Genomic DNA, 25,490 nt, shown 5'->3' on the forward strand with positions numbered 1-25,490 from the left:
CGCGGGATGGAGCAGCCCGGTAGCTCGTCAGGCTCATAACCTGAAGGTCGTAGGTTCAAATCCTACTCCCGCAACCACTGAAAGAGTACGCCCGGTCCCATCCAGGACTGGGCGCTCTTCTTTTTGATTGCCTCGGTGTGTGGGAGCCCCCGCAACCACCGATAGCGAACGCCCCGACACGTCTGTGCCGGGGTTTTTGCGTTTCTGGTCCATGATGGTGAGGATCGCCCCCAATTCACCGTTCAGTTCGATGTCAAACCCATCTCCATCAGGAAGAGGTGTGACAGTGATGCTGTCGATCATGGATTGGATCAGGCCAATGGCTTCAGAACGTAGGTCTGGGGACGTAATGCTGCTCATTAAGGATTGGACACGATCCCTGTACAACTGATGAAGGTTGGGCAGAGGGATTATGTCCTGAGTTGCCGTATCGCCTTGTCGGCTCAATTCAGCCTGTTCAGCTTCCAGCCTTGCAAGCTTGTCGTTGATGTTGGCAGGACTGGCTCCTTCCGCGATGGCATCTATCAATCGCTCAATTTGGCGATCTACTTCCGCCAGGCGTTTCCGCCTTAAATGTTCAGTCCGATTGGCTTGTTCACGCGCTTGCTTGAGTTCCAACTGATAGGCTTCCAGGAATACTTCTACCATTTCTGCATCCAGCAGATATGCCTTCAGCCCCGTCAGAACACGCCCTTCGACGTGTTGGCGTGTAGTGGTACGGGAATTGCAACACGTCCTGGATGTTCTGTATGTGGAGCATCCGTATCGGTCCTTGGCCACGATAGACATAGGACCTCCACATTCCCCGCACTTGATAACGCCAGAGAGTAAATGCTTCTTCCTATGAAGCCGGTTTAGCGGGTTACCATCACCATCCCTTGGCATGATGGTTGCCACGGCATTCTGTTGATCCTTAACAGCCTGCCACAGTTCGTCGTCCACGATGCGAAGCTCAGATACTTCAACGACTTCCCACCGATCTTCGGGCTGTGGCCGAGCTACTCGTTTCCGGGTGGTGGGATCGGTTTGGTACTGCGTTTTGCCGAATGTGAGCCTGCCAACATAGGCGTGGTTGTTCAGGATGCCGGTGCCACGGTCTCTTTGGCCACGAATGGTGGTATCCTTCCATTCCCGCCCCTTCGGACCTGGTACACCGTCCCCATTGAGGCCCTGTGCGATAGACCTCGGGCTCATGCCGGATGCGTACTCACTGAAAATACGGCGTACTACTTCAGCTTCTTCAGGAACTACAGAGCGTTCGCCGAGACCTTCAACGCGGTAGCCAAACCCAAGACCTCCGGGTGTTTTACCTTTTAAGAACCGCCCTCGTTGACCGCGTTTGGTCTTCTCCCGGAGGTTGGTGACATATTGCTCGGCCATCAATCCCATCAGGGCGACACGCACTTTGTCGATCTCACCTTCGTCCTTAGTGTAGATGCGTACGCCTCTAAATTGAAGTTCATCAAAGATTTTGGCCGTATCAGACAAACGCCGAGAGAGACGATCCAATGCTTCAGCCACAATGATGTCAACCTGACCGGCGTGTGCTGCGGCCAGCATTTCCTGGAACTTGGGCCGGTGAAAGGAACCACCGCTCAATGCGTGGTCGGAGTATTCGCCGACAACTACCCATCCCTGGCGTTGTGCAAGCTCTCGGCATTCACGGATTTGATCCTCAGCAGATGCTTCACTCTGCATATCAGTCGAATAACGGGCATAAATTGCACAGCGAATCATTGGGAACCTCCACCGGTAATTATGGCACAGTTCTTCGCTTCATCTAACGCGGCCTGCCTGGCGAGAAGTCGCACCAGTTTTTTTGCGGTTTCCGTAGTGACTTCTTCACTGTGGAATGTGGTCTCTACCTTGATTTCTGGACCACGATGTTCAATTGCTTTGTTCATGTCGAACCCTGCTTTCAGGGCCCGGGTTATCCACCCCCGGTACCAGTTGCCGACGTACAGTATCCAGGCCGGTCAACATCATGATGCACCCGGTGCTAATTGCTTTACCTGGAAGTGTCGCGGCTCCGGCTGGTGGCCTAAGCAAATGGAACGTCACATTGAAAGTATTATTGAATTTGGGCGAAATGCGATTGGTTTCAACCCCTGAAACCATTTCCTTGCCGATTTTCTTTTTTCGTCACAAATAGACAGTGAAAATAGAAAAAAGTCACATCGCACTCGGTCTAGAGTTCGATTTCAACATCTGCTCCATCATCCGCATGAGTGCTTCGTGCAGTCCTGATTTGAAGTCTTCATCTGATGCGTATTTCTTGTATAGATCGATCTCTCTGCGACGCTCGTTACGCATTGCGTTTTCGAACAGAGCCTCACTGGCGATCCGGCGGTTCTGCTGATCAGGGTTGGATACCACCTTGTCCTGGAATGCAGGATCGTTCATGGCATGATTCAGAATGTTGATCAGCTTGATCCGCTGTTCTTCCGGCGTCGCATCCCAACCATTGAAGTACCTTTCGTTGAATGCAGCGATGATCATATCCAAAGGGTCGGTCTCCGGGTCGTCATGACCGCCCCTAGGGTTTGCATTTGGCGGATCAATCTCACTGTCACTGTCGTCCAGACCGATTGTATGCCCGATCTTCACTCGTTCTAAGCCGTAAGTGGTGAGGTCCACGCTGTCCAAGAGCCCATCGATCTCTTCTTGGTCTTTGTCTTTGACCTTTAATTCAGGAATCAAAAACTTCAGGAACCAGTGCAGCATTTCCCAATCTGCATTGGCAAACGGGATAATACAGGCCACCTGAGCGTAGATTTTCACAAACTGTTTGGCCTTGATCTTGATGTCGATCTTCTCGTCGTCCTCAAGCTCATCAAACCGGCCAGCCGCTGTATCAAGGATCGGTGATAGCTGATCCGCCTCCACGCCATCAAAGAACAGTTCATTGAACTGAAACACCTCGTCCCACTCATAGATGCCCGTGTCATCAAGGTGATCCTTCAGATCATGCAGGACATTCACGTCGGTCGGCTGGCTCAGTGCCGTTGAGGTGTAGAACGGATCGAAGGCATCCTTGATATCCTCAACCGAGTTGTGGAAATCGAGGATGAAGGTTTCCTCCTTACCAAGCTTCTTGTTGGCGCGATTAAGCCGGGACAGAGCCTGTACCGCCAATACGCCCTGCAACTTCTTGTCCACATACATGGTGGTGAGCATCGGCTCATCGAAGCCGGTGAGGAACTTGTTGGCCACGACCAGGATGCGGTACTCATCGTCTTTGAACTTCTTGGCGATATCGTTGCCTGGGAAGCCGTTCAGGCTGTCCTCAGTGTGCTCCATACCATCCACCAGCTTCTTGCCAGTAAAGGCCACCACGGCCTTGTAGGGGCTCCCTGCGGCGTTCAGAGCCTCTCTGATGGCCAGGAAGTATCGAATGGCTGACTCGATATTGCGGGTGACCACCATGGCCCGTGCCTTGCCCTTCAGCTTCTTGGGGCGAACCACATTGTCACGGAAGTGGTCGAGCATGATTGCAGCTTTGGTCTTGATCGTGTCAGGATGTGCCTCGACGTAGGCCCGCAGCTTGCCCTGGGCCTTCTTGGTATTGAACTCAGGGTTATCCTCGATGGACTTCTGAAGCTCGTAGTAGCTCTTATAAGTGGTGTAGTTCTTCAGCACATCGAGGATGAACTGTTCCTCAATGGCCTGTTTCATCGAATACAGATGGAAAGGTACGAACTTTCCTTCAGCGTTCTGCCGACCGAAGCGTTCCAGCGTGGTATTCTTCGGCGTGGCAGTAAACGCAAAGAACGAGGCATTGTTGCCCATCTTCCGGCGGGCCATCGCCGCCAGGATTTTGTCTTGCAGGTCCTCCGGTTCTTCCTCGTCACCACCACCGCTGATGGCTTCGTTCATCTTGTCTGCGGCACTGCCGGATTGCGAGGAATGGGCCTCATCGATGATCACAGCAAACTTGCGGTCGGATAGGTCAGAAATACCATCCAAAATCCACGGAAACTTCTGGATCGTGGTGATGATCAGCTTCTTGCCGTTCTCCAACGCACTCTTCAGTTCAGACGAATTGTAAGCATGGGCAACGACGTTCTTCACCTCAGAGAATGCCCGGATATTATCCTTCAACTGCTTGTCCAACACCCGCCGATCTGTGACGACAATCACACTGTCAAAGATGTTGGCGGTGCCCTCGGCATTGTAAGTTTCGATCAACTGATACCCGAGCCATGTGATGGAGTTCGACTTACCTGAACCCGCCGAATGCTGGATCAGATACCGTTGACCCACGCCGTTGGATTTCACATCGTTCAGCACCTGCCGCACCACATCCAACTGGTGGTAACGCGGGAAGAACAGGGTCTTGGTCTTCTTGCCGGTCTCTTTGTTCTCTTCCTCCACCATCTTGGCAAAATGTTCGATGATGTTGGTCAGGGACCGCTTCTCCAGCACCTCTTCCCACAGATATGCGGTCTTGTGGCCTATTGGGTTGATCGGGTTGCCCTTGCCGTGGCCATCACCCTTGTTGAACGGCAGGAAGAATGTGCTCTTTCCGGCCAGCTTGGTGGCCATGGATACTTCATGGGTATCCACGGCGAAATGCACCAGACAGCGACCAAATTCGAACAGCGGCTCACGGTGGTTTCGGTTTTGATACTGCTTGCGGGCGTGGTGGACGTTCTGGCCCTTCCACGGCTGCTTTAGCTCCATCGTCACGATGGGCAGGCCGTTGATGAAGAGCACCATATCGACCGAGTCCATCGGCGTGGCGTTGGAGAAATGTACCTGCCGTGTGACCGAGAAGATGTTGGCGTCGAACAGACGCTCCACCTCGGGGTTCAACGTGTTGTAGGGCAGACGGTAGAGCAGCTTGAGATGGGCACTCTCAACGCTCAACCCCTTCTTCAGAACGGTGAGGATACCATCCTTCTTGATCTTGTTGTTGAGACGGTTGAGCACACGGGCCTGCCAATCGGCATAGGGCCGCAGCTTGTCGAGTTCCTCAGATTGCGTAGCCTCAAGGAAAGCCCAGAACTGTTTTGTGTCCAGAGCCAGGTCCGGATCGTAATCCTTGTTGCTGCCCTGGACATAACCAGCCGATAGAAACGCCGCTTCGATTAAATCCTCTAAGGCTTTTTCACTCGTCTCACTGACCATGCCCTATACCCCTGCTTAAATCTTGATTTTCCCCGTGACCGCGTTTGCGATCAGGGTTTGTTTGAATTCGTTGAGTGCCGCTACTTCTCGTTCGGATGACGAAATCGCGTCATCGATCACCGCAGAACTTGCATTTACGGAACGCTCAATTTCGTCCTGTTCAGATTTGGGTGGGAACCCAATTTCCATCGCAAAGAACATATCGGCATATAGCCGCAACCTCGACGAATGCAGGCCGGTAGAACGTCGATTGTATTCCTGAACATAACCCCAGCTTCGCAACAGATGCTCCAGATACCAGTTGTTGAAGAGGTCTCTGCTTTTGGGGCGATACACGCCGTAAGATGGGCTAACGATCCCAACATACTCAGAAACACCTAGTGCCCCCATCCATGCCCACATGATGTTGAAAACAGCATCACCGGGGCGGCAAATTTTTGAACCCGTGTAGTCTTCTGCCATGAACATGTGGATGTTCTTTTCAGACCGAGGCGTAACGCCGGTCGTATGCGAAACGGACAGAAGCTCTTCGGTGCCCGTTTCCGAACGTTCATCGATTTCATTGAACAGGTACTTACCACGCTTCACATCCCAATGAGCCGGTATCTCGCCGATCCAGTCCACACCGCTGTCTTTCATAGGAGCATCGGGGTTGAGGCCCTTGGTCACGGCACGGTTGATTAGGGTGGCCTTTTGTTCGTTCAGCAGATCAATCAACCGCCGCTTCTTGGCAATCGCCGCATCAATCTCGGCAGTTTTTTCGTCAAGAAAACTCACGATGCGGTTCTGGGTATCGCGGTCGGGATGGAAGACCGGAACCCGCTTTAGCTTTGGCCAATAGAGGTTCCGCTGGATGGTTCCCACGCCCTTGGAGCAAACCAAGTAATGGGCGACCATTGAGCTATCTCGAAACAGGTAGTTGGCAAATCGTGGGCTTAGCTGATCAGACAATTCCAATACTATGTATGCTGGGCTTACGATCCCTTGGTGCTCTGAAACCCCGACGGAACCACGCCAAGCCTGCTGGTTGTTCAAGACAAAATCGCCGACCTCAACCACCTGATAATTGGACAGGTCCTCGCTTGTGGCATTCGTTCGTTTTTCATCGACGTCTGAGAATCTGATTACACCTCTATCAAGATAAACAGACAACAGTTCGTAATCAGGGTGCCCGCTGATGCTTCTCGGCTTTGCGAGTGCTATCAGAGGTGATGTAGACCAAGTGCTTGGGACGCTTCCTAACCACCTAACACCGCTGTCAGAATAGTCGTCGTATCTGGGTAGTTCGCCGAGCATCACGCAGCCTCCCCATCCAAAAGGCGATCCGGAGACCAGATCAGTGCGGCCAGTTGGCAATAGAGCCGTGAGCGTTCCTCCAGGTCGGCTTTGGCAAAGCTGTCATGGGACTGAAACGGCAGGTCGTGTTTGGCAATCGTCTGCCGGAAGCCGGGATTGTTGCTGTAGAATTCCTCGTGCAGCGACTGGACCAGGGCGTTCTGTTTCAGGTAGTGCGGCAGCTTCTCATCATAGGTCATATCGTTGAGGCTGGCGTTGATCTTCTTGGGCAACAACAGCAGCCCGCCAATGCGATTGCGATGCTGATCAAAGTCGTTCTGTTGATCGAATTCTTCAGTGAAACGGTCGTAGTGGTTCGCCCAAATATGCTCGACCTCATAGGCGTTCTTACCTGATCGGACGATGTAATCTTCGTAGTGACCAGGCTCGCCTGATTGCTGCTCCAACCAATCTGTGAAACGTGCCAGTTGCCTGTGGATCGTCTTACCGTTGGTCTTGTGCATGCCAAAGACCGATGTAAATCCAAGCGTCTCCATTTCACGGATAAGCCGAGCGTGAAGAATGGTTCGGACTTCTTGCAAATCCTTGCGACGAATTTCCTTCATGAAATTGAAGATCGTGTACTGCACTGTCGAATAGTCGTTCGACTTGTAGTTCCACTGCCGCATGTTGAGCCAACTGTCGAGAAAGTCTGTTACCACCCCCACCTTGGCTGTCGCGGTTTCTGTATCATCCGCCGGACTGATCGCCGCCATGGACACATGATGCTGCAATGTGAAGCCAGCATCAGCGTTGTACTTTACACTCTCTAGCCCCTCGGTGCGTGTGCCTGATGCTTCCAGAAGCCGCAAAAACAGGTCTGCAAAAATCCGCATTTCATTGATAACGAACCCGTAAAAATCATCACTGTTATTGAGGCCCAGGACTTTTTCGTTGTGGCGAACCCAGCGGTGGTATTCCGTGCCAATCTTGTCGAAATCCTCGGGCTTGGCGTCCTTCTTTCTCGCCCGAATTTCCTGCGCATGCTGCGACCTGAGCCAAGCCTTGAAGAAGTCGGCTTCGGTTTCTTTGCCGTACTCAGCAAACTTGCCCAGGTATTTCTTGATGAGCGTGTCCGCTTCCAGTCGTTTGGCGGGGTTCTCGATGTTGGCCAACAGATAGCCCTTGAGCATGTCTGTTGGTGACAGGGACAGGCCCCGGTCGTTCATGGTCTCGAAGATCGTGTAGGCATCGCCATCATCATGGGCGGTGATTTCGATCAGTTTCACATTGCGGATGATCCACCAAATGAACATGTGGAGGGCGTCGTCGTTCATGTCCTTGGGGAAGATTTCACCAAGGTCATCGTAGCGTTCGACCAGGTTGCGAACGGAGTCAGACTTGCCTTCGGGGTTGTAGCTTTCACCCTTCAGAAGAGCCGCCATGCAATCGTTGCGTTCAGGGATATCAAGCTTGAACTTGTAACCGCCTGGGTCCTCATCAAACACGAGTGACTCGATCTTTTTGACCTTCTTGTCCATGTCGTTTTGGAGGTGATTTAAGTAGATCAGGAGCAGAGTTAGCGTGGTGATGCGTTGCTGGCCATCAACGATGTTTCGTACATCGCCTGCCTTGCTGATCACTATGGAGCCGAGAAAATATCTGGATTGCTCATCCAGCGGCGCGTCCGGCTTGTTGGGGTTCCAGGTCTGGAGAAACTGCCCGTGGAGATCGTCCACCAATTCCTGAAGCTGTTTGCGTTCCCAGCGATATTCGCGTTGGTAATAGTCGATGCCAAAGGCAGCACCGGACAACAGGACTTCGAGTGTTTTGTCGTCGCCTTCAATGTTCTGCATCGATCAAGCCTCCTCACCAGTAAGGCTGACCAGCCGTTTCAACAGACCTTCGGTTTCTTTCTCAAGCTCCAGAATATCCTGTGCGACCTCGTTCAGATCACGCAGCGGTTTGTGCTGATAGAAATAGCGGTTGAAGCTGATCTCGTAGCCGATCTTGACCGATGTGATATCCAGCCAAGCATCGTCCACATGCGGACGCACCTCCCGTAGGAAGTAGGCGTGGATATCGTCCTTCAGCGGCACATTCTCACTGTCACGCAGATCGCTGTCGGCCTCGTACTCAATGTACTCACCGGCGTTATTTGTGGGCCAGTATCCGTGATCGGGCAACTCTTCTGCGGTGGTGTCGAGCTTGGTCAGCAGGTCATCCAGCTTGGAGCCGGTAAGTTTATGCACCTTCTTGATGACTTTGGCGGCATCCTCATCTCGCCAGGAGACTGCGTTCAGGATTTGGTTTTTCTGCGCAGCGACGAGCTTCACCTTCCGGGCCTTGAGATCGGCATCGACCTTGGCCTTGAAGATGTTGAAATCATCATAGAGGTCCTGCCCGATGGATGCCATCAGACGGTCAGCCTCTGCCATCAAGTCCCGCTGTGCGATCCAAGTCCTGGGATCAAGCAGGGCTTTGCGGTTTTTGGGCGATAGGGTGATCTCCTCCCGCTCAAGATAGTCCTGGATGGCTTGGTTGTGGTTTTTGAGGTTGGTGTAAACTTCATCACCATACTTGTCATAGACCCAGCCCATGACCGCCTGCATGCCGCTGGTGAAGCGTAGCGTGGCGATGCGTTCTGGCGTGAACTGTGCCTTCTTCCGCAACGGACGTTCGACGGTGACCTTGTAGTAGCCAAAGTCGGCATTATCGAAGACCTTGGATACGCCCTCATCGGCCAGTGACATGTAAAGATCGGTGATCGTATCGATGTGATCATCGCTCAGATCGCAGTTCTTCTCACCGAGGTTCTTGCGTCTTTTAGTGTACATCTCAGACGCATTGATCAGTTGGACCTTACCCTTGCGATGGGTGGGTTTGTTGTTGGTCAGGACCCAGATGTAGGTGGTGATGCCGGTGTTGTAGAACAGGTTGTTAGGAAGCTGGATGATCGCCTCAACCATGTCCTTTTCGATCAGGTGGCGGCGGATGTTGCTTTCACCCCCGCCAGCGTCGCCGGTGAACAGGGACGAACCGTTGTGAACCGACGCAAACCGCGAACCCTGCGGGTTGTTGGCGAGCTTACGCATCTTGTCGGCCATTTCCATAAGGAACAGAAGCTGACCATCGGATGAACGTGGCGTGGCATCACAGGTCTCGATGTCCCCATCATAATTGGCAAGCTCGACCTGGAAGCGGGTATCGAGAACGTCCTTACCATCCTTGATATACTTCTGGTCGGTCTTCCACGATTTGCCGTAGGGTGGATTCGACAGCATGAAGTCGAATTTCATGGTCGAAAAGTCGTTCGTGGCGAGGGTCGAGCCGAGTTTGATGTTTTCGGGATTGTTTCCCTTGATCATCATGTCTGACTTACAGATGGCAAAAGTTTCTGGGTTCACTTCCTTGCCGTAGATGTAGACATCAGCGGTAGATTTGATCCCGCCATCGGGATCGGTGATGAAGTTCTGTGCCTCAGTCAGCATACCACCAGAACCACAGGCAGGGTCATAGACCGTCAAAACCGGTGGCAGGTCATCTTTGACCGGATCGAACAACAGGTGGGTCATCAGCTTGATCACCTCACGTGGTGTGAAGTGTTCACCGGCTTCCTCGTTGTTCTCTTCGTTGAACTTCCGGATCAGTTCCTCAAACACATATCCCATGCCGAGGTTGGTCAGAGCAGGCTGGACACGGCCATCAGGGCCACGTTTGTCGTGAGGGGTAAGGTTGATGTCTTCGGAGACGTACTTCTCAATCACATCGAAGAGCACATCAGAAGCGATCATCTTACGTACCTGGGTCCGCAAATCGAAGTTGACGATGATCTCTTTCACGTTGTCGCTGAAGCCGTTCAGGTAGGCATCCATGTTGGCTTCTAGCTGCGAAGGATTGCCCAGCAGTGATTTCAGGGTCCATTCAGATGTGTTGTAGAACACATACCCAGATGCTTCACGTAGCCCCGCTGAATCCAGTTCAGTCAGACCCGCGTCTTCGGTCTGGAACTTTAACTCATCGCGGACTTCTTGCTTTGTTGGTTCCAGCAAACAATCCAAGCGACGCAGAACAAACATTGGAAGGATGACATCGCGGTATTTACCGCGAACAAAGACATCGCGGAGGCAATCATCCGCGATAGACCAAATGAAGCTTGCAATTTTGTTGTGGGATGTATGATCCATTATTCCTGCTCTATTTTTTCGTGATCAAAACGTTAATGAGATCGCGATATCGTTCTGGATTGAAGGCCGCACCAGTCTCCCACGCCGAAGCACTTTCCTGGCGAAAAATGGCCAGAATGGTGTCACGGATTACTTTTGGGGACGGACGTGGATTTTGAACCGCTGCGGAGCCTTCAACAAACTCTATCACAGCGCCAATCCGGTCGAGATCGGCTTCGGACATTGAGCGCACTACTGCGCCATCCAAAAGCTGACTGGGAGACACTCCGTAGGCTGCCGCAATTTCTACAAGACGTTGAGCGGTAACGGCTGTCTCACCAGTTTCTATTCGGCTCATGGTGCTCTGCGATAGGCCCACTTTTTCTGCGGCCTGATCCAATGTCAGCCCAGCCTCCAATCTGGCCCGTTTGATAAGTTCATTTAGCACAACATTGCCCGGTCATAGGTGAAGTCCTCACCCACATTGCACAAAATGCAAGATGCGAAAAGATCAATCAACTCGCGCAAGCAAAACATCCCATAGTTGCGAATCATGCAAATCCCGCATAATGGGATATTCATGACATTGGATGATTACCTGAAAAAACACTCTGTTTCTGGACCAGTCTTCGCCGAACGCATCGGCGTTGATCCCGCCACGGTTTACCGCATTCGCAAGGGAAAGGTGCTGCCGCACCGGCGCACGATCATTGCAATCATTAAGGCCACGGATGGGCGGGTTGGATTGAGTGACTTCATCCCAGTCGAGACACCGTAACAACCTGGAGAACCCGCAGAATGACACCAGAAACCTTTGCCATCATCACCGCATATTTTGCCTGTTCTGCAACTGCAGAAAAACGTGTCATGTCTCGCACCGAGGTTGAGACCTGTTCGGTACTCTATATGGACACCAAACTGTCTTTCCTGCCAGACGTGGACTCAGCGGCATACGCCGCTATGACCACAGAACAGCGGGCAGAGACAAACAGGCAGGGATATGCGGCCTATGTGGCGTGGAAAGCTGCAAACCCGGCATTGGTGGCCGAGATGGAAGCCAAAGCCCGATCTGCTACGGATGGGCCTGCAAGCTGAGAATTCTGCAGCGCATATTTGCTCGCACTGCGGCCCCACTGCTGGCTTGCGCCCCACCGGCACCGCCGCCCTCTAACACCATGGCGATGGTGGCGGCCATCAGTGGCGCATTTTCCCAACGGTCTCCCACATCCGATCTGATCTGGTTCCACCGCAGGTGGTCACAGATGCTACCAGATCAGCGGTACCGATGGGTGGAGCGGCGCATGGCCCCCTTGCTGATTATCTGGGCCAGAGGCGGACGATCCGGGTTCCCCGGGCTGGGAGCAGAAGTTGATGCCGCTCTCCACTTGATTGATCGATGAGATCATCTATCTGCTTGCTCAGACGGGTCTTCGAAGATTGCTTCCCAATACTCCCGGATGGCATCGCTCACGATTGCCCCAACAAATCGGCGCTCTTCCTCCCGAAGCTCGGCCAGCATTTCGATAGCATCTTCGTCCACGTGACGGATAGAAATTCGTTTCCGCATAATCAGTCCTCCTCTTGTATATAGAGCAGGAGGACCCCGGCATGCCCCAGTTTGCGGAGGTTTTCCGGGAAATTCGCGTCATCCTGTCAAAACCTGCGGAAATTGGCCGCGCAGACGCAAATTTAACCTACATACCCCTGCTGATCACCAAAAGTCATACTGGTGATCGCTTCATTTCAACGGAGGGTTCAGGGGATGTGCCGCAACCATACGAAAAACAACATCAGCTACGGACCAAGCATGCAGGTCCGCTCAACAATAAGCCCCCTTGCGTTCAACATCGCGAACATGCGGCTGGCACAGCACAAGATCGGCTCTGAAGCGTGGTGGCGATCTTTTTGGCTCCAGATGACCGCACTGGGCTACCGGGAGCTTGAGGGCCTACTGAGCGCCACTGAAGGGGCATCCCAGCTTCGCGCCGCTATCGAGACCAAGGGACACCTGTCCACAATGCGCGTCAAGCGAGCCAGCACCAAGCTGTTGGAATGCCCGTCGCAGGACGTCAGCTTTGTCACCGTGATCACAGACATTGCCCGCACCAAAGAAGAGGCCCTTGCCTTGCTAAAATCAACCGGTGACCAGCTTGACCGCTTCATTCGCCGACGTTTCCCCAAAGCCATCTGGCTGATGATCCCCGAGGTGGATACCCTGCTGGCAGACGACATTGCCGATGGTCTCGTTGTGCACAGCGGGTGGCGAACTGGGCTGCGTGGGGACCGACGGGTCTACAAGGTGCATTTTCATGGGATGATCTACGTCCCGGGATTGACCCAAAGGCAGGTTGAACGGGCTTTCCGCTTCGGGCGCAATGGAAAACGCTTAAAGAGATACTCCGGCCACAATCAGGTCCGGGCTAAAGAGATGAATGCAGACACCAATGGTGCGCCCGATGTGGAGGGCATCAAGGGCTATGCCACCAAGTGTCACTACAGACCACCGGTCAAGTCCCGAATGCTGGAAGGTGCCGCTGAATGGGTCTGGCTCACCTATCACATCCTGTCCGATGACAAGTTGATCAAGATCGGCGGAGTCAACGGTCACCGTGTTGTAGCTGAAGCCCAGACAGCCCCTTGTGACATTCATAATGACGCCATTGCTAACAGTGACTTTGAATATGGGACTTGTTCGTCAACTGCTCTGTCAGAGTCCCTTATGGGAATGTCTGTTTCTAACCCATTTGCAAAGGTTCCTGTTCCTAAGTCTATAAAATATCTAAACTCTGATCCTGTAGGTGCATCAAAAATATACGATATTCGAGGCAAAGTGAAAAAAATCCGGCGACCCGGATCGCGGCTGCACAGCATGCAGGAACGGCGACGAACACCGTGCAATCCGGCAGCGCCATGAGGGAATTGCACCATGGCGGATCGCCGCAAACCGGCTTGCCCCTCTCAGAAACAGGTCAATGTTCGGTGCAGCCGCCCGCTTCACGGTAAATACTCCCGTGGAGGAAATTGACATGCCAAACAAACAAAGCCGCCAGTCGTGGCCGCTCATTGAACAGATCAGCCCAAGGGCGGCTGCACTGCTGCGAGAGGCCGGTGAACTGGAAGAACGAACAGATTTCGCCGAAATGTTTGAATGGGAATGTCAGAAATCCCACTCATACGATAGCTTGGGAACCCTGCTCAACGGCGGCTAGCGGGAATGGTTCGATACAGGGTAGGAACCGACACCCCGAACGCCGATGCAATTTCGGCAGCGGGTACTTCCTTGGCGAACATCGCTTTGGCCGATGCAATCTGAACATCAGTCATTTTCCTGGGGCGACCACCTAACCGGCCACGCTTCCTTGCGGCTTTCAGCCCGGTGTTGGTCCGCTCGATGAGCAGGTCGCGCTCCATCTGTGAGCAGGCGGCCAAGACAGTGAACAACATGCGTCCTGCCGGAGTGGTCGTGTCGATGGTCTCGGTCAAAGACTTGAAACCAATATCTCGCTGTTCGAAGTCTGCGACGACTTGAATAAGGTGCTGCACCGACCGCGCGACCCGGCTCAGACTAAGGCAAACGAACGTATCTCCGGCGCGGCAGAAGCTCAAAGCCTCATCCAGAACAGGCCGGTCCACCTTGGCCCCGGAAGCGACTTCTTCGAATATGCGGTCACAGCCCGCTTCACGCAGCCGGTCGATTTGGCCATCCAAGTTTTGGCCCCCTGTCGAAATCCTCGCATATCCAATCAGCATTGCACCTCCATTGATTCTTGAAACTCATCGCAAGTTACCACGGCATAACACATGTTTCGAGAATGAGTTTTGAGAATTGGAGAACCGATTAACTGCTACGCCATTCACCAGCCGGGTTTCGAGATGCAAGAACGACCGTTATCGAGAAGCGACTCGATGATCCGATAATCATCTGATACGTGTTGTGTCAATAAGTGCATTTGCACCAATGCGTTAAGAATAATCTGGGCGGTCAGGGTTAATGAAGATTTATCAGGCACTGTTAACCAAAGGGTATTTCCCCAAAGAGCTTCCTCCTGTCTTCACCACTCAGGACTTCGGTGAGCATGTGGATGATATCCTGCGGCACTGGGAGAAGGCCGGTATTTTCCGGAAGAAAAAACTGTCGGATGAATTGCCTGGAGGAAAGAAGCGAAGCGGGGCTTACACTTACACGCTTGATGATGCAGAAGCTGAAAGACTCTCCAAGCCCAAACGTGGATATGAAAGGCGAGAGGTACATATCACTCACCCGCTGCCCCAAGCGTTGCTTTCAAGGGAGATCGGCGACCATTGGAGATCAGTTCAGAGGTGGCTGTCTCGACAAACTTACTCAGTTGATGAAATCCGCGTTGGTAATGACTACGAACGAGCTATCAAAGGGATTAACTTTGCTCTCCACGAGGCCAAGAAATCCTACCTTCAGGCTACATCTGATTGGGTGGTAACCACCGACATCACCCGCTTCTATCCATCCATATACACGCATTCGATTGCATGGGCGGCCTATGGTAAGGAACGGGTGAAACGAAACCTGAATGCTTACAAAGGGTCATTTGCAGATCGGCTCGATTTACTGGTTCGTTCATGTAATCGGAATCAGACTGTTGGAATTCCAGTTGGTCCTGAAACCTCCAGAATCATAGCGGAGACGATTTCTGCACGAATAGATCAGAGTTACCATGTCCGGTTTCCAGATTCCGACAAGGACAATATCGATCGTTTGCAGGACGATTGGATGGTTGGAATAGGTACCCTTGAGGGGGCTGAAACAGTGCTTTCAGCAATCAGTGGGCTCTACCGGGAGTATGGCCTCGACATCAATGGCAGTAAAACCTCAATAGATCGGATTGTTGGTGAACGTGAGAGTGCGTGGATTTCTGACATGAAAGCCTTTTTGTCTCACCGTAGTAGCAGTCTGGCTGGGTCACGGCTTCGCGAGTTTCTTGAGCTTACCCTGATCCTCCAATCACAAAACCCTACTGCATCGGTGGTAAGCTACGCACTATCTGTTGTTGAAGGTGTGGCAATTGAAGCAGTCGATATTCCCGTGGTGGAATCGTTCCTCATCAAAGCGGCTGTAGTCGCCCCAGGCTCCATGGATCGCATTTGTCGTGTTGTATTAGATGTTCAAAACCGTACTAACGCTCTTTCGGCCAAGCGTATCGGTTCAAGATTTATCAATCTGGTGAGAGTGGCGATGGAAAAAGGGCACCACTACGAGGCGATTTGGTTGTTATACACCTTGCGGGGTCTGAAGCGTCCCGTGGACATCAGGCCCATAAAGGAACTGATTGCTGACGTGGAGTCTGCGGCAATCGCGCTGATCCTACTCGACATGAAGTCTAAGGGGCTTTGTATCGGCAAGCTTCCTACACAGGTCTGGGAAGGTAAGATTTCCGAAGACAGCGTGAAGTCGGATTGGACTTGGTTGCTTGCATATGAAGCGTATCGTCACGGCTGGATGGTTGATCACAACAAGCTTCTGAATAAACCACTTTTTAAGGCCATGGCCTCCCGTAAGGTGGTTTTTTATGATCCCAAGCGGAACATAAACACGTCTTCCAGCGAAGCTGACAACAGAAGCACCAGACGTAAAAGAAGCATGGTTGAAGTCAAAAAGCTCCTCGAAGGCCTGCGTAGGGTCGCCGCAGCGGGGCCACAGTCGGGAGACTATTAAACAAGTAACCTGAATTGTCTTCGCTTACGGTGTGCAAGGGCTCCCGCAACCAATAATATAAACCACAGAACAACATGTTAAACCTCGCCTCGGCGGGGGGGGCGTTGGGGCGGTTTGGGGGCATTTTCTCCCAAATCCGAACCATAACTCGCAACACTTCAGCGCATTCCTGTCCTGAAACATTGGGCGATTGTGTGAACCGGCGGCTGTTCTGAAGCCTCCTCAAAACAAAAATCCAAAGAAACAAAATCACAGTGCCGCCAGGCATGTTTTGTCAGTTTTGCAGGTTTTAGAAGTTTAAAGGGTTCGTTCTCTCCATGCCTTCAACCACTTGAACCCCAATTTTGGAAGCGATGAACGGCTTTGACAGAATGATGTACGCCCGGGCCGGAACCATGCCTTCATATCCATATTGTGGTCAACAGGGTGCACCCCCGAGACGGGGCGAGCTTGGGATATATGGAAGGACGTGTTTCGGATCATGGAGAGCCTGGAACGTCAGGAACAGGAACTTGGTTTTCGGATTGTGGATCGTTCTGATCTCGAGGACCTGCGAACAGGAGAAAGAGACCCCGACCGGGAGAACGGCCCGTCCCGAGAGGAAAAGAAACGGGCTGAACGGGAGGGTGAAGGACCGATTGCAAAATTGTCTGAGGCCATGATGCGAATCGTGCGCAGCAAAATCAACCATCACTTCAAGGAGGCGACCAGTTGGACAGAGCTGGAAGCCCGATTGTAAGATCAGTGATCGCATTTGAGACGCGCGGGGCAGGGGCTCCGCATAACCGATGGAAAGCTCTTCAAGACCCTGTCCAAGGTTGTCAAAATGCCCGCCAAGATCGGCTAGAAAGTCGGTTTCAAGAGACTTTGGGGGACTATGAGGTTGATCGGGACATAGCCCGAAATATGGCCAATCTGCTGGAACCTCCGGATTATGAGCGCCCCGAGTCCATACTCGATGAACTGGATCAAAGAGCGGAGCGCCCAAAAGCCCAGATAAAGGCGGAAGCTGAGGGACGTGTGAAACACGCGCTATCGGCTACAAACAACTATGCGCATTTTCGCGCAAAGGAGAAGGAAGCTGCAGAGTTCGGTTCTAAACTTGTTCGTGACCAGCGTGCCTTGAGACAAAATCAGTTTATAGCGGAGCGGATCAAAACTGACATTGAAAATGCAGATGAAAATGTCGATGGCGTCTGCACTCAGCTCTATCGGAACCCTAAACGGCCTGTCCGTTCATCTGCTACAAAGATGGTAACGAAGTCGAGTATGGCATAACAACAGCAACATTGGACGCTGGAGCTGCAACCGATATCGGCTTGCAGCTTTGTCTAACCGCTTTGCAACTGGCACTGGATGCGCGTTCTACAATGAAACCGTCTAGATAGTCGCAAGTGGCAAGAGCTAGGCAGAAACATCTACCGGGAGCTGAACACGAAAAACCGTATTTTTGCCTGGCTCAGACTGTACAGAAATGTCACCGTCCCAGGACTTGGCTATTTTCTTGACTACAGCCAATCCCAGCCCGCTTCCTTCGACTTCATCCCTGGGTTTCAGGGTGACAAAGGGTTCGAAAATGCTCTGGTAAAACTTTTCTTCGATCCCAGGCCCGTTATCTTCAACCGTAAATACAACCATATTGCCTTCGAGACGACCTGTGATACGGACGTAGGCATCGCCTTTGCCATGGTGGTGTGTTGCGTTGAAAATCAGGTGGCGGAACAGGGTACGAAAGTCTTCTTGGACAACGTCCAGCCCTGATAGCGCAGGAACAATCGTGATTTTATACGAACCAGCCTTCAAAGATGATTGTGCTAACTGTTCTATCTCTGTTTTTGGATCAAGACGCGTGGCAGCAATCTCTGGATTTGCCACCAGAGCGTACTCCAGCAGGCCAGACAACAGACCGTCCATCTGACTGGCCTTGTGTTTAATCATATCCATATATTCGCTGGCCTGAGATGGGATCTTGGTCTCGGCCTCCTCAAATTCTTCAGCAATCCAATCTGGTAGGATTTGGAGTGCACGAAGCGGCCCGCGCAGATCATGCCCAATGCGGCGCATAAGCATGTTCGTCTCGCTGCGGACTGGGCAAATCTGACACTCCTGAGAGAAATTTGATCCATCTGATGCCATCAATTGTATATCGTCTCAACTGTATTGTAAATTTTGAAAGGTGTTCCCTAGGGGGGGGCGGGTTGGCAATGCATGTTGAGGTACGGCAGCGTCTGGTTGCTGAACAGCAAAAGGCCATGAAAAGCGGGTATTTTGACAAGTTTATCGTCACAGTCGCATCTAAAGCGCTATGTGGTGGCAAGACGAAGAAAGGAAACTTTGCCGAATAACGGGTGTCCCGATGTAAGTGGAGCTTTCAAAGGTCTGTTTGAAAAGCCCGTACAAGGGTTGCTCTCTGGGCGTTTCCAAAGCTGAAATAAACCAGATAGGGTAAGAATGTGATGCGCACGAAATTTTCGGATCCCATACTGAAGTGTCTAATTGTGGATGACAGTTCCTTTGATCAGGAAATGATGTGTCGAGCGGCAAGAATTGCGGTTGCGAATATGGAACTGCAAACCGTGAGCACGCTTCAAGCTGCCCGCAAGGCCTTGATGGAGGGGCCGGTTTCACTCATCGTCTTGGACAATTCTCTGCCAGATGGAAAAGGCGCAGACTTTGCATTGGAACTGTCTCAGCACCGCAAATCATCCACTATTCCAATTATCATTGCCTCGGACTGGCCCTCACCTTTTATGTGGGACAAGGCCAGTGATGCTGGCGTGATGTGTGTGGTCACAAAGTCCGACTTCAAGCCAGAACTAATTCGCAGGGCGCTCAAGCTTGCTTGATTAAGTGTATGTCTGATCTCACCGTATCCAAAGTGGACATGGCACTGACACGATCGATCCGTATTTGTCCTAAATCGCCTTATAGCCTTAACAGGGAACAGCAGCGACAACTGCTGTTGGCCTTATGCTGCGACGCTGCTGCAACTCAGTTTCTCTGATGTCTTCACGAAGGTTTTAGCCAATCCCTTGGCAAAAAACTTGCTTTGAGATGTTTCAGGATCATGTGAATCCCTCGAAAGGGTATTTGATATGCGTTCATTCAAGCGTGACGAAGACGGATTTGTATTGGTTATGGCTATACTGGCGCTGCCAGTTTTTTTTGGTTTTGCCTTTATCATTTTGGACATCGGGCGCGGCAACAACGCCCATTCCGACCTGTCAGCCGCAGCGGATGCGGTGGCGCTGGCAGCGGCGGCTGAATTGGACGGTGGTGTTGACGCAATTCCGCGGGCCAAGGCGGCGATGGCGAATATACAGACCAATGTCAGCATGCTGGCCCGCAGTGGCGACGATACGGAAATTAGCCTGGTCTACGAGGATGCCGATGACAACGAATTCAGCGTTGTCTTTCTTGAGGATATCCCTGCCGAAGATACAACTCCAATTACGGCTGCATTTCTGGCAGCCAACAGTACAACCATCAGCACCGAGGCCAAATATGTATTTGTACGGGCGCAATCGCGCGACTTGGATACCGCGTTTTTTAACCCGGCCAATATGTTGCCGACGTCGGTTCCGGTAGCTGCGGTTGCAGTGGCAAAATCAGTTTCGGCAATTTGTGATATCCCCCCGTTGTACATCTGCAACCCGTTTGAGTTTGACAGCAGCGGAAATTACGTCGGAGACGCGTTGCAGACGCGTTTTGCCCAAGGCGATTTACACGGCCGGATGGTCAGGTTGCATCCCAAGGGGAGCGGCACCCATGCGCCCGGAAATTTTGGGTTCTTGTCCGTCAATGGCAGTTCCAGCGCAGATGCAATCAGAGACTTTTTTGCTGGTAACCGAAACCCAACCTGCGTTGCCACAGATACAGTACGTACAAAACCCGGGGCAGCCACCTCAATCTCGCAGGGGATCAATACCCGGTTTGATATCTACGAAGGGCCGTTTAGCAATTGGAGAAATGCCAGTCGCCCCTTTGTAATTGGCCCTGCGGTGAACGTGCGCAAGGGGGTTCGCCCTGACGTTTCTGTTAGCGGACCACATGTCAGAATAGATGACTGTGTCGGCCAAGGCAGCAGCGGCACACCTGGGGATGACCATCTGAATGATATCCTCGCCGGTTGGAATGCCAATTCCACAAATGACTATGTTTATGGTCTGGCCGATAATGACGCGATGGCGGCTCCGAATTTGGGAATTCCAGGGGCATCAATAGGTACAGGTGATTGGCCGATCGAGGATTATCTGGCCGAAAACTATGGCATAGCAGCTCCGCTTGTCAGTGCTATTCCCAACTCCTTTCCCGCCAGCTCATCCCTGGTTGGGGCGCATGTTCCGTCGCGTTATGACGTGTATCAGTATGAAATCAGCAGCGGCCTGTACACAACGCGCCATCCCGGAGAAATGGTCGGTGGTAGCGCATCTGGTGAAAGTGGCGAGACAATGTGTGGCCCTTACAAGACACACCCGATTGATCCCATCACCAGCCCTGATCGGCGGGTGGCCGTGGCGGCAATTATCGATTGTGGCACTGTTGGAGATGGCGGCGGTGTCAATGAGTATCCAGTCAACGCTTTTGCCAGTATCTTTCTAACCCGGCCGATGGAGCGGACTGCGCCGAGTGTGGATTCCACCATTGATGTTGAGATTATCGACATCACCGGATTTGGAGGAAACGGCACGCTAGAGAATTTCATCCGCGCCGAAGCTATCCTGGTGCGGTGAGATGCTGAAAGACTAATTTTGATTGGCTATGCGGATATGCGGGCTAGTTTAATGTTCAGATAGGGTTCAATCGAGCCGGAATTTGCAAAAACAGTATTGTTGATCAGTGAAATATAACCCGGCCACAGAATGTGGAAACCATACACATAAAGCTTAGCGTCTATCGCTCAGGGGCGTTCGATAGCAGTACTGCAGGCCGAGTTCGGAGTAACGTGTGCCTTGGATTTAGACCGTTGATGGAAGGCAGAAGGAGGCATTTGGGGTGATAGCCCGGTCAGTTAAAGAGTTTTCCCAGGACGAAAGTGGCGTGGTTTTGGCCGAGGCTTTGCTGGCCCTGCCGCTGCTCTCACTAGTGACATTTGGAATTCTGGAGTTCGGCAATATGATGTGGCAGCGCCAGCAGCTGCAGGTCGGAGTCCGAGATGCGGCACGCTATTGGAGCCGCTGTCGCCCGAGCTTTCACGACTGCTCTGCCGAAACGGCCCGCAATATCGCCTTTTATGGAAATCCGGCGGGGGCAGGAAGCCCACGCGTTCCGGGGTGGGATGCAGCCTCAGAGCTGGTGATCACACCGGTCACCCCTCCTACCACACCTAGTGCGTCCGACATCGTTATCGTGCACGGGACCGTAACATATCAGGGCTCGCCGCTGTTTTCTGCGGTGTTAAATGAACCTGTGTCACTCGGTTACTGGACCACCATGAGGTATCTGGGATGGTGACGCCGTTGGACCGAGAACAGTTCTGGCAGGACACGAGGGGGATTTCCCTGGTTGAAGCCTTGTTGGTCACCCCCGTTGTCTTGCTTGTTCTTGTTGCCATGATCGAATTTGGCACCGCTGTGTTCCAATGGAACCAAGCAACAAAGGCAGTTCAGATTGGCGCGCGTCTTGCGGCGGTCTCATCGCCGATAACAGGGGATGCTGCCTATGACGGCCTTGTTGCTGATCACTCAGGTATTCCCGAAGGTGATCCAACCCCCACGACCTCGGTTAGCGTGGCCTGCGGGGCTGGAACAGTCGCTTGTGACACCTCCCGCTTGGCCCGGTTGCTGGATGGTGGCGATGGATCCTGCGTGCCCAGTGGAACGCCGTCGATGATGGGGATGTGCGACTTTGCACCGTTCATCACAGCTGACAATGTTCGGGTGACATATTACCGGTCTGGTTTGGGGTATGTTGGGCGCCCATTTGGCCCGGTGTCGACGATCACTGTTGAGCTGCGAGAGCTGTCGTTTGATTTTCTCTTTGCGGATGAGCTGATCCCAGGTTTGGCGTCGTTGACGATCCCAGCTCAGCCAGTCAGCATCACAAGCGAGGATGTGAATAACTGCCGGGATGTCTGCCCTTAAATTTTGATCCGGCGACTATTAGCTGGCTGAATGTGTTTCTACATTTATCTTTTCAGGCAGAACTGATCACCGCCAGAATGACATGGCTCTTCTCGCTCATTGGCAGGTCGAGCGCCGCGTCTGCCCGCGGTTTCACCGTTCTTTGCAACATTTAATTCGCGGCTGTTGTTGTGAAAAAGCAGTGTGTCCATCCCCTTCAGAGCACAATAAAATCACTGCGGGACACGGCAGAAATACGATCACTGCGGGGGACGGCAATAACCAGATCTCGGCTGGCAAAGACAGCGATCGGATTACTGTCGGTGATGGAGGCAACACCATCGAGGCAGGGGATGGTGCCAATCGTATCATGGCTGGCAAAGGCAATAACACCATCTCTTCGGGTAAAGGTCGGGACGACATTCGCGCAGGCGATGGACATAACGTGATTGCAGCCGGCGATGGCGACAACAAAGTCAGCGTTGGCGATGGTAACAGCCAGATCTCTACTGGCAGCGGTCGAGATGCCGTTGTTGTTGGCCAAGGGGCGAACTCAATTTCAGTAGGGCATGGATCCAATCGTGTTACGGCGGGCGATGGCGACAATGTGATCACCGCAGGCGATGGCAAAGATCAAATTAGAGCTGGAGATGGCAACAACAAAATTAGTGCCGGTGGCGGCAATAACCGCATTACCGTTGGCGACGGTTTCAACGAAATTGAAACAGGCGATGGCACAGATATCATTCACGCGGGCAAAGGTGATAACCTGATTGACGCTGGAGGTGGGCGTAACACGGTTATTGTGGGTGACGGATATAATGAAATCAAAACAGGAAATGGTGAAGACAGGATCACTGCCGGGGATGGGAATAACATCATTACCGCTGATGAAGGGCGTAACCGAATTGCAGCTGGTGACGGTGAAAACTTGATCCATTCAGGATCGGGCAACGATGATATTCGCCTGGGGGATGGTCGCAATATCGTCTGGTCCGAGGGCGGTAACAACAAAGTCACCAGTGGGAACGGCGATAATTTCATTGTCACGCATGATAGAAATGACCGGATCAAGGTTGGCAATGGGAACAATGATATCTCGGCTGGCGGCGGGCGAAATCACATAGTCGCCGGAACAGGTGAAAACAGGATCACCACGGGTGATGGCGATGACACCATCCAAGTCAAAGGCCGAGAGAACACAATCGACGCAGGTGGCGGACGCAATTCCATCACTGCTGGGAATGGCCAAAATAACATCAAAACCGGAAATGGCGACGACACCATCAAGCTGGGTGACGGGATCAGTGCTATCCAGGATGAAGGCGGTAATAATCGAATTTCGGTAGGGGACGGATCGACTTATATCGAAACCGGTGACGGCAAGGATAATATCCGTGTTGGAGACGGCTATGCCACCATTTCTACTGGGCATGGCAATAAAAAAATATCAGCTGGCGATGGCAAAATGAGCGTTTTTGCCAGCAATGGGTCTAATTCCATCACGCTTGGCGATGGCGAAAATGAAGTTTTCAGCGGCCATGGTCACAACCGGATTAAAGTCGGCGATGGCTCCAGCTTTATCCTTGTCGGACATGGGAACAACAGCATCAGCGCTGGTGATGGTGATGGTTTCAACCAGATTTCAACTGGAAACGGCAACAATAAGATTTCCGTCGGTGGCGGAAGCAGCGCTATCTCGACGGGCGCTGGCAGGGATGACATTCGCACCGGTGATGGTGACGGAGATACTTCTACTGGTGCTGGAAACGACCGGATCCGAACTGGCGATGGCAACGACAGAATTTATGGTGGTGCCGGCAACGACACGATCCAGACCGGCGGTGGTGACGACCGGATTTGGGGCGGTCAGGGCAACGATAGTATTTCCGCTGGAGAGGGGTATGATATTGTCTACTACACAGGCTCGTTTGCTGACTATCAAATAGAACGGTCCTCGTCTCGTATCGAAATCACGTCCGTAAACTCAGGTGTGCCTGACACAGGATCTGACATGCTCAGGGGCGTTGAGGGGATCTACTTCCAAGGGGATGATTATTTTCTTGATCTGACTTGGCAGGGCGACCCCACTTTGATTGACGACCACGTGGCGTCCGATCAAGAAGGTCCCCTGGAGATTTCCTTATCGACCTTGCTGGAAAATGATGAAGGCCTAGGAGATCGGCTTCCAGGCTTCACCGTGAGCGAATACAGCACATCGGGCATTCGGGTGACATATGATGGCGAAAGCATCACCTATAACGCCGATGACGTGCTGCAACACCTTGGTGCGGGCGAGGTGTTTGAAGACAGCTTTACCTATTCAGTAATCGACCCATATGGAACAGTTTTTGACGCCACCGTTACTGTCTCGTTGATCGGAGGAAATGACGGGCCAGTTACGGGTGATGATCTGCTGGTCGACGAGACGGCCCCTCCTGCTACGCTCGAAGCAAGCGACGTCATCCTGGTCAACCAAGGCACTCCAGGCCGGCAAACAGACTCGTCAATAATTACTTTTGACGACGGGACCTATCTTGTTGTTTGGCAAACCAACGAAAACACCGAAGACGATCAGTACGGCGGTATCCTAGCGCGGAGTTTCAGCCCAGGTGGTCTGCCAACTAGTCATGAGTTTCGGATAAACAGCCAGACCGACGGTCGACAATTTGATCCAGAGGTCACGATGCTTGAAAATGGCAACTACGTTGTCATTTGGAAAACAGCTGAGACCGGCACAACATATCCCTTTAATATCGTGGCCAGAGTGTTTGAGCCAGACGGCAACCCTACTTCGGAAGAGTTCATTCTTAATGATGTCAGTGGTCCGAACTTAAACGAACCAGAGATTGTTGGACTGGCCGGAGGCGGTTTTGCCGTAACTTGGGGCAAACTTACTTCGCAGGGTCCGAGCTGGTCTATGACGTTGAGGTATCGGTTTTCGATTCCGAGGGTGGCCAAGTTGGTGCGCAGACCACGATTGCATCTGGCCCAAATGTCCAAAACACGCAGCCGAGCATTGATGCCCTTCCTGACGGAGGTTTTGTTATTGCTCGAATGTCTCGAGTGGATACGCCTGGCGACGATCATAATATCATAGTGGATTTTTTCGATGCCACCGGCGCGTTGGTGTCCACGCAAGCGTTGACCAGCAATGGCTCGGAGGGG

The 25,490-nt window shown here is 52.4% G+C and carries 23 protein-coding genes and 1 tRNA gene; 15 read left to right on the forward strand and 9 right to left on the reverse strand.

Annotated elements, in window-relative coordinates:
- Positions 1–77: transfer RNA gene (locus tag AC2T28_RS22820), tRNA-Met, on the forward strand.
- On the opposite strand, the gene AC2T28_RS22825 is transcribed toward AC2T28_RS22820, so the two are convergent.
- The 6 genes from AC2T28_RS22825 to AC2T28_RS22850 all read right to left on the reverse strand — a co-directional run bounded on the left by AC2T28_RS22825 (position 34) and on the right by AC2T28_RS22850 (position 11,019).
- On the reverse strand, positions 34–1,737 hold the full coding sequence (locus tag AC2T28_RS22825; RefSeq protein ID WP_486750961.1) for a recombinase family protein: 1,704 nt from the start codon (positions 1,735–1,737) through the stop codon (positions 34–36). The two genes, AC2T28_RS22820 and AC2T28_RS22825, sit on opposite strands and share 44 nt — an antisense overlap.
- Before the next feature lie 435 nt (positions 1,738–2,172).
- Entirely contained in the window at positions 2,173–5,130 is a 2,958-nt protein-coding gene (locus AC2T28_RS22830; RefSeq protein WP_486750914.1) for a type I restriction endonuclease subunit R, read from the reverse strand.
- Positions 5,131–5,145: 15 nt separating this feature from the next.
- Positions 5,146–6,027 (reverse strand): restriction endonuclease subunit S, encoded by an 882-nt coding sequence (locus AC2T28_RS22835; RefSeq protein WP_486750915.1) that lies wholly within the window; start codon positions 6,025–6,027, stop codon positions 5,146–5,148.
- Between the two features lie 398 nt (positions 6,028–6,425).
- Entirely contained in the window at positions 6,426–8,261 is a 1,836-nt protein-coding gene (locus AC2T28_RS22840) for a DUF262 domain-containing protein (RefSeq protein WP_486750916.1), read from the reverse strand.
- 3 nt (positions 8,262–8,264) lie between these two features.
- Entirely contained in the window at positions 8,265–10,592 is a 2,328-nt protein-coding gene (locus AC2T28_RS22845) for a type I restriction-modification system subunit M (RefSeq protein WP_486750917.1), read from the reverse strand.
- A 10-nt stretch (positions 10,593–10,602) separates the two neighbouring features.
- On the reverse strand, positions 10,603–11,019 hold the full coding sequence (locus tag AC2T28_RS22850; RefSeq protein WP_486750918.1) for a helix-turn-helix domain-containing protein: 417 nt from the start codon (positions 11,017–11,019) through the stop codon (positions 10,603–10,605).
- Between the two features lie 132 nt (positions 11,020–11,151).
- Here AC2T28_RS22850 and AC2T28_RS22855 point away from each other — a divergent pair, with 132 nt between their 5' ends.
- Together AC2T28_RS22855 and AC2T28_RS22860 are read left to right on the forward strand one after the other, a co-directional pair.
- The gene (locus tag AC2T28_RS22855) at positions 11,152–11,349 is read left to right on the forward strand and encodes a helix-turn-helix domain-containing protein (protein ID WP_486750919.1); all 198 of its coding nucleotides are present in this window, start codon (positions 11,152–11,154) and stop codon (positions 11,347–11,349) included.
- A gap of 20 nt (positions 11,350–11,369) precedes the next feature.
- A complete protein-coding gene (locus AC2T28_RS22860) occupies positions 11,370–11,666 on the forward strand; it encodes a hypothetical protein (RefSeq protein WP_486750920.1) in 297 nt (98 codons plus the stop codon).
- A 307-nt stretch (positions 11,667–11,973) separates the two neighbouring features.
- On the opposite strand, the gene AC2T28_RS22865 is transcribed toward AC2T28_RS22860, so the two are convergent.
- On the reverse strand, positions 11,974–12,138 hold the full coding sequence (locus tag AC2T28_RS22865) for a hypothetical protein (protein ID WP_486750921.1): 165 nt from the start codon (positions 12,136–12,138) through the stop codon (positions 11,974–11,976).
- Between the two features lie 41 nt (positions 12,139–12,179).
- Between AC2T28_RS22865 and AC2T28_RS22870 the strand changes: the two genes are divergently transcribed.
- Genes AC2T28_RS22870 through AC2T28_RS22880 form a run of 3 tightly spaced genes read left to right on the forward strand, consistent with a single transcriptional unit; the run spans position 12,180 to position 13,780 of the window.
- Positions 12,180–12,458, forward strand: a complete 279-nt coding sequence (locus AC2T28_RS22870) for a hypothetical protein (RefSeq protein WP_486750922.1) — start codon at positions 12,180–12,182, stop codon at positions 12,456–12,458.
- 28 nt (positions 12,459–12,486) lie between these two features.
- The gene (locus AC2T28_RS22875) at positions 12,487–13,485 is read left to right on the forward strand and encodes a hypothetical protein (RefSeq protein ID WP_486750923.1); all 999 of its coding nucleotides are present in this window, start codon (positions 12,487–12,489) and stop codon (positions 13,483–13,485) included.
- A gap of 58 nt (positions 13,486–13,543) precedes the next feature.
- A complete protein-coding gene (locus AC2T28_RS22880; RefSeq protein ID WP_486750924.1) occupies positions 13,544–13,780 on the forward strand; it encodes a hypothetical protein in 237 nt (78 codons plus the stop codon).
- On the opposite strand, the gene AC2T28_RS22885 is transcribed toward AC2T28_RS22880, so the two are convergent.
- Positions 13,767–14,321: a recombinase family protein gene (locus AC2T28_RS22885; protein WP_486750925.1), complete on the reverse strand. Its 555-nt coding sequence runs from the start codon at positions 14,319–14,321 to the stop codon at positions 13,767–13,769. The genes AC2T28_RS22880 and AC2T28_RS22885 overlap by 14 nt on opposite strands.
- A gap of 241 nt (positions 14,322–14,562) precedes the next feature.
- On the opposite strand from AC2T28_RS22885, the gene AC2T28_RS22890 reads away from it, so the two are divergent.
- The 3 genes from AC2T28_RS22890 to AC2T28_RS22900 all read left to right on the forward strand — a co-directional run bounded on the left by AC2T28_RS22890 (position 14,563) and on the right by AC2T28_RS22900 (position 17,538).
- Complete coding sequence (locus AC2T28_RS22890; RefSeq protein ID WP_486750926.1) at positions 14,563–16,260, forward strand: RNA-directed DNA polymerase; 1,698 nt, start codon at positions 14,563–14,565, stop codon at positions 16,258–16,260.
- Positions 16,261–16,741: 481 nt separating this feature from the next.
- The gene (locus AC2T28_RS22895; protein WP_486750927.1) at positions 16,742–16,999 is read left to right on the forward strand and encodes a hypothetical protein; all 258 of its coding nucleotides are present in this window, start codon (positions 16,742–16,744) and stop codon (positions 16,997–16,999) included.
- 167 nt (positions 17,000–17,166) lie between these two features.
- Positions 17,167–17,538 carry a hypothetical protein gene (locus AC2T28_RS22900; RefSeq protein ID WP_486750928.1) on the forward strand — a complete coding sequence of 124 codons (372 nt, stop codon included), beginning with the start codon at positions 17,167–17,169 and terminating at the stop codon, positions 17,536–17,538.
- A gap of 126 nt (positions 17,539–17,664) precedes the next feature.
- Here AC2T28_RS22900 and AC2T28_RS22905 read toward each other — a convergent pair whose 3' ends face one another.
- On the reverse strand, positions 17,665–18,330 hold the full coding sequence (locus AC2T28_RS22905; protein WP_486750929.1) for a sensor histidine kinase: 666 nt from the start codon (positions 18,328–18,330) through the stop codon (positions 17,665–17,667).
- 134 nt (positions 18,331–18,464) lie between these two features.
- Between AC2T28_RS22905 and AC2T28_RS22910 the strand changes: the two genes are divergently transcribed.
- The 6 genes from AC2T28_RS22910 (at position 18,465) to AC2T28_RS22935 (ending at position 25,422) form a co-directional block, all read left to right on the forward strand.
- On the forward strand, positions 18,465–18,605 hold the full coding sequence (locus tag AC2T28_RS22910; RefSeq protein ID WP_486750930.1) for a hypothetical protein: 141 nt from the start codon (positions 18,465–18,467) through the stop codon (positions 18,603–18,605).
- Positions 18,606–18,716: 111 nt separating this feature from the next.
- A complete protein-coding gene (locus AC2T28_RS22915) occupies positions 18,717–19,106 on the forward strand; it encodes a response regulator (RefSeq protein WP_486750931.1) in 390 nt (129 codons plus the stop codon).
- Between the two features lie 249 nt (positions 19,107–19,355).
- Positions 19,356–20,993: a TadE/TadG family type IV pilus assembly protein gene (locus tag AC2T28_RS22920; RefSeq protein ID WP_486750932.1), complete on the forward strand. Its 1,638-nt coding sequence runs from the start codon at positions 19,356–19,358 to the stop codon at positions 20,991–20,993.
- 262 nt (positions 20,994–21,255) lie between these two features.
- Positions 21,256–21,714, forward strand: a complete 459-nt coding sequence (locus AC2T28_RS22925; RefSeq protein ID WP_486750933.1) for a TadE/TadG family type IV pilus assembly protein — start codon at positions 21,256–21,258, stop codon at positions 21,712–21,714.
- The gene (locus AC2T28_RS22930) at positions 21,708–22,343 is read left to right on the forward strand and encodes a TadE/TadG family type IV pilus assembly protein (protein ID WP_486750934.1); all 636 of its coding nucleotides are present in this window, start codon (positions 21,708–21,710) and stop codon (positions 22,341–22,343) included. Before AC2T28_RS22925 ends, AC2T28_RS22930 begins: the two co-directional genes overlap by 7 nt.
- Before the next feature lie 181 nt (positions 22,344–22,524).
- Entirely contained in the window at positions 22,525–25,422 is a 2,898-nt protein-coding gene (locus AC2T28_RS22935) for a beta strand repeat-containing protein (protein WP_486750935.1), read from the forward strand.
- The last annotated feature ends 68 nt before the right edge of the window (positions 25,423–25,490 follow it).

Source organism: Parasedimentitalea nitratireducens (assembly GCF_057444295.1).